11 protein-coding genes and 1 tRNA gene are annotated in these 10,742 nt (G+C 66.2%); 7 read left to right on the forward strand and 5 right to left on the reverse strand.

Annotated features, from left to right (window positions below):
* Nucleotides 1-2: 2 nt before the first annotated feature.
* On the reverse strand, nucleotides 3-1,274 hold the full coding sequence (locus AC1ROB_RS02805; RefSeq protein ID WP_492972272.1) for an MFS transporter: 1,272 nt from the start codon (nucleotides 1,272-1,274) through the stop codon (nucleotides 3-5).
* Between the two features lie 83 nt (nucleotides 1,275-1,357).
* On the opposite strand from AC1ROB_RS02805, the gene AC1ROB_RS02810 reads away from it, so the two are divergent.
* From AC1ROB_RS02810 to AC1ROB_RS02825, 4 genes are all read left to right on the forward strand, one after another.
* Nucleotides 1,358-1,990, forward strand: coding sequence for a TetR/AcrR family transcriptional regulator (locus AC1ROB_RS02810; protein WP_492972271.1), 633 nt, complete (start codon nucleotides 1,358-1,360; stop codon nucleotides 1,988-1,990).
* Between the two features lie 301 nt (nucleotides 1,991-2,291).
* Nucleotides 2,292-3,665, forward strand: coding sequence for an ergothioneine biosynthesis protein EgtB (egtB, locus tag AC1ROB_RS02815; protein WP_492972270.1), 1,374 nt, complete (start codon nucleotides 2,292-2,294; stop codon nucleotides 3,663-3,665).
* A complete protein-coding gene (egtD, locus tag AC1ROB_RS02820) occupies nucleotides 3,662-4,699 on the forward strand; it encodes an L-histidine N(alpha)-methyltransferase (RefSeq protein ID WP_492972269.1) in 1,038 nt (345 codons plus the stop codon). Before egtB ends, egtD begins: the two co-directional genes overlap by 4 nt.
* 73 nt (nucleotides 4,700-4,772) lie before the next feature.
* On the forward strand, nucleotides 4,773-5,342 hold the full coding sequence (locus AC1ROB_RS02825; RefSeq protein WP_492972268.1) for a PAS domain-containing protein: 570 nt from the start codon (nucleotides 4,773-4,775) through the stop codon (nucleotides 5,340-5,342).
* 85 nt (nucleotides 5,343-5,427) lie between these two features.
* Here AC1ROB_RS02825 and AC1ROB_RS02830 read toward each other — a convergent pair whose 3' ends face one another.
* Nucleotides 5,428-5,781, reverse strand: a complete 354-nt coding sequence (locus AC1ROB_RS02830; protein ID WP_492972267.1) for a DUF3861 domain-containing protein — start codon at nucleotides 5,779-5,781, stop codon at nucleotides 5,428-5,430.
* Nucleotides 5,782-5,802: 21 nt separating this feature from the next.
* Complete coding sequence (locus AC1ROB_RS02835; RefSeq protein ID WP_492972266.1) at nucleotides 5,803-6,474, reverse strand: PadR family transcriptional regulator; 672 nt, start codon at nucleotides 6,472-6,474, stop codon at nucleotides 5,803-5,805.
* Nucleotides 6,475-6,709: 235 nt separating this feature from the next.
* Between AC1ROB_RS02835 and AC1ROB_RS02840 the strand changes: the two genes are divergently transcribed.
* Nucleotides 6,710-7,333 (forward strand): hypothetical protein, encoded by a 624-nt coding sequence (locus tag AC1ROB_RS02840; protein WP_492972265.1) that lies wholly within the window; start codon nucleotides 6,710-6,712, stop codon nucleotides 7,331-7,333.
* Between the two features lie 6 nt (nucleotides 7,334-7,339).
* Here AC1ROB_RS02840 and AC1ROB_RS02845 read toward each other — a convergent pair.
* A tRNA-Leu gene (locus tag AC1ROB_RS02845) sits at nucleotides 7,340-7,426 on the reverse strand.
* Nucleotides 7,427-7,523: 97 nt separating this feature from the next.
* Between AC1ROB_RS02845 and AC1ROB_RS02850 the strand changes: the two genes are divergently transcribed.
* A complete protein-coding gene (locus AC1ROB_RS02850; RefSeq protein WP_492972264.1) occupies nucleotides 7,524-8,573 on the forward strand; it encodes a DUF2332 domain-containing protein in 1,050 nt (349 codons plus the stop codon).
* Between the two features lie 106 nt (nucleotides 8,574-8,679).
* Entirely contained in the window at nucleotides 8,680-9,897 is a 1,218-nt protein-coding gene (locus tag AC1ROB_RS02855; RefSeq protein ID WP_492972263.1) for an adenylate/guanylate cyclase domain-containing protein, read from the forward strand.
* Between the two features lie 21 nt (nucleotides 9,898-9,918).
* Here AC1ROB_RS02855 and AC1ROB_RS02860 read toward each other — a convergent pair whose 3' ends face one another.
* Nucleotides 9,919-10,659 carry a type 1 glutamine amidotransferase domain-containing protein gene (locus tag AC1ROB_RS02860; protein WP_492972262.1) on the reverse strand — a complete coding sequence of 247 codons (741 nt, stop codon included), beginning with the start codon at nucleotides 10,657-10,659 and terminating at the stop codon, nucleotides 9,919-9,921.
* Nucleotides 10,660-10,742 lie beyond the last annotated feature (83 nt).

Consider the following 10,742-nt stretch of genomic DNA (forward strand, 5'->3'; position numbering starts at 1 on the left):
CGTTATGCTGCCGCCAGCACCATCTCTTTTTTCTTGCCACGGATCAGCAGCGAGACCACGGCAGCCACCACGCCGGTCATGCCGGCAATGATAAAGGCCTGCAGGTAGTCGCCCTGCTGCACGCGCATGTAGCCGGCGAAGAAGGCCGCACTCGCCGCGCCCAGCTGATGCCCGGCTGCGATCCAGCCGAACACCACCGGACCGTCACGCTCGCCGAAGGCCTCCACCGCCAGCTTCACGGTCGGCGGCACGGTGGCGATCCAGTCGAGGCCATAGAAGACGGCGAAGATCGACAGGCTGACCATCGAGAAATCGGTATAGGGCAGGTAGATCAGCGACAGGCCGCGCAGGCCGTAATACATGAACAGCAGCTTGCGCGGATCGTAGCGGTCGGTGAGCCAGCCCGACGCCGTCGTGCCGAACAGGTCGAAAAAGCCCATCAGCGCCAGGACGCCGGCCGCACTCGTCGCCGCGATGCCCATGTCGCCGCAGAAGGACAACATATGGGTGCCGACCAGGCCGTTGGTGGTGAAGCCGCAGATCCAGAAGGTCAGAAACAGGAACCAGAAGTCGCGCTTCTTCGAAGCGCGGCCGAGTGCCGAGACGGCGAAGACCAGCGGGTTCTGCGCCGGGCCGGCTGCGGCTGGCGCCTCGGTGGCGCCATAGGGCAGCAGGCCGATATCGGCCGGCCGCTCGGGCAGCAGCCACCAGGCCAGCGGGATCAGGGCGGCGCAGGCAATCGCCACCGTCCACACCACGGCGGACCAGCCGCCGGCATCGGCAATCGCGGTCAGCACCGGAATGAAGATCAGTGTGCCGGTGGCGGTGCTGGCGGTCAGCAGACCCATGACGAGGCCACGGTTGGTGACAAACCAGCGGTTGGTGATCGTCGCGCCCATCACCAGGGCGACGGCGCCGGAGCCGAGGCCGGTCAGCACGCCCCAGCTGGCGATCAGATGCCAGCGTTCGGTCATCAGGGTGGACAGCGCGGTCGAGGCCGCCATCAGCGCCAGGGCGGTGATCAGGGTGCGGCGAATGCCGAAGCTCTGCATCAGGGCGGCGGCAAAGGGCCCGACCAGCCCGTAGAGGAAAATGCCGATAGCGGCGGCCAGGGAAGTGGTGTCACGGCTCCAGCCGAAGGATTGCTCCCACGGCACCAGCAGCACGCTGGGGGTGGAGCGCAGGCCGGCGGCGACCAGCAGACAGACGAAAATGATGGCCACCACGACAAACGCATATTTCTGGCCAAGAAGGGCGGGGCGTGCTAGGCTCATGTGACTAACCGGTACGTGTTGCGATGCATCTATATACGTACCGATCGGTTACATCGTCAAGTCCCGATAAGGAACCTGCTGCCGTGACCCGGAAAGCCCAGGTCGATCCCACCCCCGATACCGCCGGCCAGGCTGAGGCGCCGGCGCGCCCGCGCGCGGCCGATAAGATCCGCCGCACGGCGCGCGAGCTATTCTACCGCGCCGGCATCCGCGCCATCGGCGTGGACGAGATCGTCACCAAGGCCGGCGTCACCAAGCCGAGCCTGTATCGCGCCTTTCCCTCCAAGGACGCACTGGCGGCGGCTTACCTGCGCGATTACGACGCCGAATTCTGGCAGCGGTTTGCTGCCCACCTGACCAAGGCTGGCGCCGATAATCCGCGCGAAGGCCTGTTCAACTACCTGCGCGGCCTGGGCGAACGCGCCGGCGGCCCAGATTATCGCGGCTGCGGCCTGTCGAACACGGCGGTGGAATACCCCGACAGCAATCATCCCGCCCGCCTGGTTTCAGAGGGCCACAAGCAGCAGCTGCGGCTGAAACTTGCCGAGCTTGCCGCCGATATGGGCGCCGATGATCCCAAGCTGCTGGGCGACAGCCTGATGCTGCTGATCGAGGGCGCCTATGTCAGCGGCCAGATTTTCCGCCAGGGCGGCGGCCCGGCCCGGGCGCTCGCCGATGCAGCCGACCGGCTGATCGACAGCCATCTGCGCGGCTGAGACCGTGCCTTGCCCGCTGGCGGTAAGGTGACGGAAATCACAGCGCGACCGGAAACGCGGCCCCGCATCCCGAAAGACCGGGAAAATCAAGCCGCGCCATCGGCCGCAAACACGCAATCCTGACATCAGCTGTCATGGTTTGGGCCTACACTCGCCCTATCTGATAGAGGCCGGCGTGCCGGCCCAGACGGTCCGACAAACGTTAACGCAACGCGGAACCTCGGTGCCGACAGGCCGTTTCCCTGTCCGCCAGCGAGGGCCACCGCGTCAAGGCAGGCCGAGGCCGGGGAGTATCGCAGAGATGAGTGAGACTTTTGCCCTGGACAAGGGCGATACCGCCGGTGTGCCGCCGTCGGATATCTCCGATATCTATGAAACCGAAACTACTGTCGCGGCAACGGAGATGCGCAGCCTCGATGCGCGCGACGGCCTGCTGCGGGGCTATGGCGCGGTGCGCGACCTGACCGAAAAGCTGGCCGAGCCGCTGTCGCCGGAAGACCAGTCGATCCAGTCGATGGCCGATGCCAGCCCGACCAAATGGCATCGCGCCCATGTCACCTGGTTTTTCGAAACCTTCCTGCTGCAGCCCTATCAGCCCGGCTACTGCGTTTTCGACGAACACTTCAATTACATGTTCAATTCCTATTACGAGCAGGTCGGCGAGCGCCATCCGCGGCCCGAGCGCGGCATCCTGAGCCGGCCGCCGGCCGAAGCCATCACGCAGTATCGCCGCTATGTGGATGCCGCGATGGTCGAACTGATCGGCCGCGCCGACGACGACACGCTGGCCCGCATCGCGCCGCTGGTGGCGCTCGGCCTCGCCCATGAACAGCAGCATCAAGAACTGCTGCTCACCGACATCAAGCATGCCTTCTCACGGCATCCGTTCGCGCCGGCCTATGTGCCACCGCACAGCCAGACACGCGAGCCAGCGGCGCCAATGGGCTTCACCGCCTTTGCCGGCGGCATTGTCGAGATCGGCCATGACGGTCATGGCTTCGCCTTCGACAATGAAGCGCCGCGCCATCGCGCGCTGCTGCAGCCCTATCGCATCGCCAACCGCCCTGTCACCTGCGGCGAGTATCTCGATTTCATCGCCGATGGCGGCTATGCGCGGCCGGAGCTCTGGCTGTCGGATGGCTGGGCCACCGTGCAGGCCGCGGGCTGGCAGGCGCCGGCCTACTGGCTGCAGGATGCGCGCAAGGAGACCTGGCAGATTTTCACCCTGCAGGGCCGCCGCGCGCTCGATCCGGCCGAGCCGGTCTGCCATGTCTCGTTCTACGAGGCCGCCGCCTTTGCCGAATGGGCCGGCAAACGCCTGCCCACCGAGGCCGAATGGGAACATGCGGCCGCGTCTGGCAAGCGCAGCACCAGCGGCGGATTCCTCGACCGCGCCCATCCGCATCCGCGGCCCTGCCATGGATTGTCAGGCGAGCTGCAGATGCTGGGCGAGGTCTGGGAATGGACGCGCTCGGCCTACGAGCCCTATCCGGGCTTCCGTCCGGCTGCCGGCGCCGTGGGCGAATACAACGGCAAATTCATGATTGGCCAGCAAGTGCTGCGCGGCGGTTCCTGCGTCACGCCGCCCGGCCATATCCGCACCAGTTATCGCAACTTCTTCCCGCCGGCCGCGCGCTGGCAGTTTTCCGGCATCCGTCTCGCGGAGGATCTATGAGTAACATTGCCGTCCTCAATTTCGAACGGCCGCGCAACCGCGGCTTCAAACCCCAGGTCGTCCGCAGCCCGGACCAGGAGTCCGACTTCGCGCGCGACATGCACAAGGGCCTGGCCGGCTGGCCCAAGGCGGTGCCGGCGAAATACTTCTACGACCGCCGCGGCTCGGAACTGTTCGAGCAGATCTGCACGCTGCCGGAATATTATCCGACCCGCACCGAGATGCAGATGCTGCGCGACAATGCCAGCGAGATCGCCGCCATCATCGGCCCCGATGCAGAACTCGTGGAGTTCGGCGCAGGAGCGTTGGACAAAGTGCGCCTGGTGCTCGATGCGCTGAAGACGCCGCGCGCCTATCTGCCCATCGATATTTCGGGCGAGCATCTGAGCAGCGCTGCGGCATCCCTGGCCAAGGATTACCCCGGTCTGGCCGTGCGACCGGTGGTGGGCGATTTCATGCAGACGCTGCCGCTGCCCAGGCGCGAGAAATTCGCCCAGAGCCGGGTCGGCTTTTTCCCCGGCTCGACCATCGGCAATTTCACGCCGGAAGAGGCGCTGCGCTTTCTGCGCAACGCCGCCAGCATGCTGGGCAACGCCCGGGGTGAGTCGGAACAGGCCGGGCCCTCGGGCGCCAGCCTGCTGATCGGCGTCGATCTGGTGAAGGATCCGGCGCTGCTGCATGCGGCCTATAATGACAGCCAGGGCATCACGGCGGCTTTCAACCTGAATCTGCTGCGCCGGGCCAATACCGAACTGGGCGCCGATTTCGACCTCGACGCGTTCCACCATTACGCCTTCTACCAGCCGCATCTGCATCGCATCGAAATGCATCTGGTCAGCGCGCGGGCGCAGAGCGTGCAGATCGGCGGCCAGCGCTACAGCTTTGCGGCCGGCGAGTCCATTCACACGGAAAACTCCTACAAATACACGGTGGCCGGTTTCCGTCAGCTGGCAGAAAAAGCCGGTTTCCTGCCCGGTGCGGCCTGGACCGACGAGAACGAGCTGTTCAGCCTGCACTGGCTGATGCTGCCGTGACAAATGATCCGGCCCGCATAACGTAATCGGAAAGTAACGCTACGGCGGGTGCGAAGCTGTCTAGGGTGCGGCCATGATTTTGCCGCCCCCCGCACATTTCACATCGCCGCCGGCCCTCCTCGGAGATGGCTGGCATGTGGTGCGCGCGGCCGATCGTGGCCAGGGCTGGCATTTGCAGGTGCGCGAGCTGCTGTGCCACTGGCTGCGGCTCTGCACCGCTGACGGCCATGTGCCGTCCCGCAATGTCATCGACCGCAGCCTGCTCGGTGAGTTGCTGCCCTATTGCTGGATGCTGGATGTGCAGCGCAGTCCGTCCTGGCGCTTCCGTTATCGCATGGCGGGCTGCGCCTTTGTCGAAGCCATCGGACAGGATCTCACCAACCGCTGGTATGACGAAGCCCGGCCGCTGGCCTGGGCCGCCAACCGCCTGCGCCTGATCACCACGGCGCGCGATGGCGTGCCGACCTGGCGCCGCGGCCCGATCCCGGTGGAAGACGATGCTCTCGATTTCAATGGCTGGCGCGAAAGCGAGAACCTGATGCTGCCGCTGGCTTTCGACGGCATCAACACCGATACGCTGCTGGGCATCAGTATGCCCTATCGACCGGTCGAGCTGTGGGACATGCCCGAGGCAGCCGACTAAAGCGGACAGACCGTGGGGGGCGCTGTGGCGGCGCTGCGGTGTGCGAGCGATTGCACACGCGGCGCCCCCGGCTGCCGCGGCTACCCTATACGGGTGCCGCAGCACCACGATTGCGATCCTTCAAACCGCCAATGAAAGCGCGGATCGCGGGACGCAGCTCGGCGAACAGCGGGTCGTCACGGCGCTTCAGCATCACTTCGGCAAACAGCTTCAGACCGATGCCGAGCGAGGCCGCCTCGTCCTCGGCGTAATGCCCGCTGGCGCGGATGCGTTCGACGATGCCGATGATCTCATCGTGATTGACGGTCTCGAAGATCAGGGCCGGCTGGCGTTCCGTGCCTTCGCGCGGCGTGCCGACATGCTCGATGGTAACGCGGTAACGATGACCCTTCATGACATGCCCTTTCCAGGCGATATCGCTGGTTCTGATGCTGCCCATCCATACCCCCGCTTGTTGTGATTACTGGCCACGGATTTCTTTTGCCGTGCGGACCAAGATGTCGATGATGCGGCGCTGTTCCTCGGGCGAGGCGTCGTCCTTCTCATGCAGCGCGGCGCGCAGGTTGTGCCGGGCCGCCTTCATCGACGAGGTCGGATCGCCGCCGCCATGACGCCCGCGGCGGCCATAGCCGGCGTCATCGTCGTCCGGCGTTTCACTGCCGCCGCGGAAGAAACTCTTGGCCCGCGCAATGCGCTCGCCGATCTTGGCCAGCTGCGCCATCATGGTGTCGGCATTGACGCGGTTCTCGGCCAGATAGTCGCGGCCGGCCTGGGTCAGGCTGTACAGCTTCTTGGCGCCATCCGCCGCCACGCTGGTATGCCCGATTTCTTCCAGATAGGTCAGCGCCGGATAGATCACGCCCGGGCTCGGGGCATAGAAACCCGAAGTGTGTTCCTCCAGCGCCTTGATGATCTCGTAGCCGTGGCGCGGGTGCTCTTCCAGCAGCACCAGGATCAGCAGCTGAAGATCGGCCGCGTTGACCACCCGGCTGGCGCGGAAGCCATGACCGCCCAGGCTGTCATCGCCGGAGCTGAACAGCGCGGCGGCCAGTTTGCCACGGAAATGGCTGCGGCGACCGCCCCGGTGCATGGCACGATGTTCGCGTAACGCATTGATAATGTGGGGATGCATGATATATTCACTCATTCGTTAGGTCTTTCGTTGTGTCCTTAGACGTATCGTAAGATATAGTTTGCGATATCCAAGGTCAAGGGGAATTGTCCACAGGCCGTTGTGCCGGCGATCACGTTTGCGCGCCCGGGCCGCCTCTGCGCCGCTTTCAAGCCAATGTGTGTTGCGGCAGCGCCGGGTCCGCGCAGACTGATGACAGCCCTCCCTCCCCATCGGCCCAGGCCAGAGATTCCCCATGAAAACCCTGCTCACCCTTCTGGCGGCCGCACTGTTTGCCGTTGCCGCATCCGCCCAGGAAGCCCCGCGCCGCCTGCGCGCCAGCATCGACAGTGTCGATGGCCAGACGCTCGGTCTCACCACACGCGAGGGCGAGAAAGTCAGGCTCACGCTCAGCCCAACTGCCACGGTCACCGCGCTGGTGCCGGCCTCGCTCGATGCGATCAAGCCGAACAGCTATATCGGCACCGCAGCCATGCCGCAGCCCGACGGCCGCCTGGTGGCGCTGGAGGTGCATATCTTCACAGAGGCGCAACGCGGCAGCGGTGAAGGCCATCGCCCGTGGGATGGCGGCGGCCCCAGTGGCAATGCGGGCGGCAACACCATGACCAATGCCACCGTCAGCACCGTGGTGGCGGCCAAAGCCGATGCGCGCGGCCGCATGCTGACGCTCACCTATCCCGGCGGCGACAAGCAGGTGCTGGTGCCCGACAGCGTGCCGGTGGTAGCCTTTGCACCCGGCGACCGCAGCCTGGTCAAACCCGGCAATCATGTGCTGGTGCAGGCAGTGAAGACCGCCGATGGCGGCTACAGCGCCGAACGCATCACCGTGGGTCGCGACGGCCTGGTGCCGCCGATGTGAGTGAGGTGGTGCCCGCTGCCGGACTCGAACCGGCACGGCCTTGCGGCCTCGGGATTTTAAGTCCCGTGCGTCTACCAATTCCGCCAAGCGGGCAGGCGTCTTCTCTCTACGCGGCGGCAGCCCCGCGGGTCAATTGTCCCGCTGCAATCCCGGGCTGGACAGGGCGGGCGGTGCATAAACACAATGCCCCATGGCCGATCCTGAACCCATTATCGCGCATTTCCACGAGCAGGCCGGCTATTGCCGCGCGCTCGGTTCGCCCTTTACCGGCACGGTGCTGGATGGCATCGGCACACTGCTGACCGCCGCGCCCGGCTGGGCCGCAGACATCCTGTCCTGGCCGGGCCAGCCCAGGGCCGATGCCCTGGCCCTGCGCGTGGCCGGCGCGCTGCATCGCGCGGTGCTGCAGGGCGATCCGGATTTGGGGGCTGCGTACGCCGCGCGCAGCATCGATGGCGCCTCGCTGAGCGCCGCCCTGACCCGCCACCACGCGCTGCTGGCGCAGTATCTGCAAAGTCCGCCACAGACCAACGACCCGCAGCGCGCGGCCGTGCTGCTCGGCGGCTTCCGCCAGATCGCCGCAAGCTATCCGCATCTCGCCCTGCAATGCCGCGAGATCGGCGCCAGCACCGGACTGAACCTGAGCTGGGATGCCTATGCCTATGATTTTGCCGACTGGCAGCATGGCGACCCGTCCACGGCGCCGTTGCGGCTGCGCGCCGACTGGCAGGGCGTCGCGCCGCCCACCGCGATGCCGAAGGTGCTGGACCGCGCCGGCTGCGACATCGCGCCGCTGACGGCTGCGAATCCCGAGCACTGCCAGCGCCTGCTGTCCTATATCTGGGCCGACCAGCCGCAGCGGCTGGAGCGGGTGCGCGCCGCGCTCGACCATGCACGGCGACAGAGTGTCGCAGTCGAACGGATCGCGGCCGCCGATTTCGTCGCCCGTGAACTGCGGCAGCGGCGGCCGGGCGCCGTCTTCGTGCTCTACCATTCCATCGTCTGGCAATATATCGGCGCAGCGGAGCAGCAGCGCATCACGGCCCTGATGCAAACCGCCGGCGCGACGGCCACGGCCGATGCCCCGCTGGCCTGGCTGCGCCTCGAACCCGGCCTGGCCCGCGATGGCGCCGACCTGACCCTGACGCTGTGGCCCGGCAACAAACCGGGCGGCAAGACCCATCGCCTGGCCGAGGGGGATTATCACGGCCGCTGGATCCGCTGGCTGGCCGAGCCATAGGGGTGATTGCTGTTGCAATCACCAGCCTCCGGGCAACTGCCGGCTGCAGGAAAAAAACCCAGACACGACAGTCGTTTTTCGGCAATCCCCGCCCTATCTTGCGGCCATGGATCCGCTCGTTTTTACCCACCTTGCCCGCTCGATCGCCGATGCTTCGCTGAACGGCCTGGACGAGGGCGAAATCCTCGGCCAGTTCTGCGCCGGCCTGAACGATGCCGGCATTCCCATCAAGCGCGCCCTGCTCGGCGCCGATACCCTGCATCCGGTGCTGGCCGGCCGCATCTTCTCCTGGCACCAGGAGCAGGAGCAGGTGGCGCTGCATGAGTTCGGCCGCTCGATCTCCGCCGAGGGCGAGCAGAAATGGCGCGCCAGCCCGTTCTACCATCTGGAGGAAAGCGGCGAGCCGCATCTGCGGGTGCGCATGATCGGCCTCAACGGCGAGCATCGCTTCCCGATCATCACCGAACTGGCTGGCGAGGGTTACACCGATTACCTGGTGACCATGACGCGCTTTGGCCAGAAGGCGATCATCGGCCAGCTCGACAGCATCTATGCCTCCTGGACCACCGCCCATGGCGAAGGCTTCAGCGACCGGCAGATCGAGACGCTGAATGCGCTGATTCCTTTCGCGGCCGCCGCCGTGCGTTCGGCCAGCGTGCGCCGCATCGCCGAGACGCTGGCGGAAACCTATCTCGGCCGCGATGCAGCGCGCCGCGTGCTGTCCGGCACCATCGGCCGCGGCGATGCCGAACGCATTTCGGCGGCGCTGTGGTTCAGCGACCTGCGCGGCTTCACGCGCCTGGTCGACACCGTCACGCCCGAACTGATCATGCCGCTGCTGAACGACTATGCCGGCGCCGCGGTCGCCGCCGTCCATGCCCATGGCGGCGAGGTGCTGAAATTCGTCGGCGACGGCGTGCTGGCCATCTTCCGCGACGACGGCAACCTGCAGAATGCCTGCCAGCAGGCGCTTGCCGCGCTGAAGCATTGCATGAAGGACCTGCGCCATGTCCGCAACCGCCGCGCCAATGCCGGGCTCCCCGTCACCGATATGTCGGTGGCGCTGCATGTGGGCGAAGTGCTGTACGGCAATTTCGGCGGCGAGGACCGCCTCGACTTCACCGTCGTCGGCCCCGCTGTCAACGAGCTGTCGCGCATCTCAGGGCTAAGCCGCTCGGTCGACCAGCGCGCCATTCTCTCGGCCGCCTTCCGCAGCGTGGCCGGCGGCCTGAAGGACGAAGCGGTCTCGCTCGGCCGCTATGCGCTGCGCGGCGTCGAAAGCCCGTCCGAACTCTTCACGCTCGATCCGGCCCTCCTACGATAAAGACCGGCTGCGCCAGGCTGCTTACGCTGCCATGACATGGCGCTCATGCAGGGCACGCAGCATCAGCTTCGCGGTCTGCTCGCTGGAGGCCGGATTCTGCCCGGTGATCAGGTTGCCGTCGCGCAGCGCATGGGGCTGGAAATCATCGGCCGCCACGAAATCACCGCCGCGCTCGACCAGACGGTCCTGCAGCAGGAAGGGTACGGCTTTCGCCAGACCCACCTTCTTCTCTTCTTCATTGGTGAACCCCGTGACCCTGCGGCCGGCAACCAGCCAGCTGCCATCGCGGCGTTTCACATTCACCAGCCCGGCTGGTCCATGGCACACGGCGGCAATCGGCTTGCCGCGCGCATCCAGATCGGTGATGCGCTGCGCCAGCGCCTGACTCTGCGGCAGGTCCCACATGGTGCCGTGGCCGCCGGGCAGGAAGATCGCGTCATAGAGCAGGCTGTCGAGGCCGGCAATCGACGGGGTGGCCTGCAGCGCATCCATCACCGGCTTGTCGGCCAGCAGGCGCTGCACGCTGTCGGGCTGCGGTTCGCTGCCGCTGATGCTGCGCGGATCGAACGGCACCGGCCCGCCCTTGATCGAGGCGACCGTCACTTTCGCGCCGGCATCGCGGAACAGGTAATAGGGCGTTGCCAGTTCCTCGGCCCAGACGCCGGTGATGTCGCCGCTGTCCATCAGGCTGTGCGAGGTGGTGACGATCAGGATGTGCGTGCTGGCCTGGGTCGGCGCGAGGCGGCTGGGAATCTGGCTCATCGGTCTCTCCCCTTGATCGGTTTGTCCGGACCGGGCTGACATAAGCAGCCCGTGACCGGTTTCAACGGCGCGGCAGCGCCTGC

Source organism: Ferrovibrio sp. GW821-FHT12F09 (assembly GCF_058806775.1).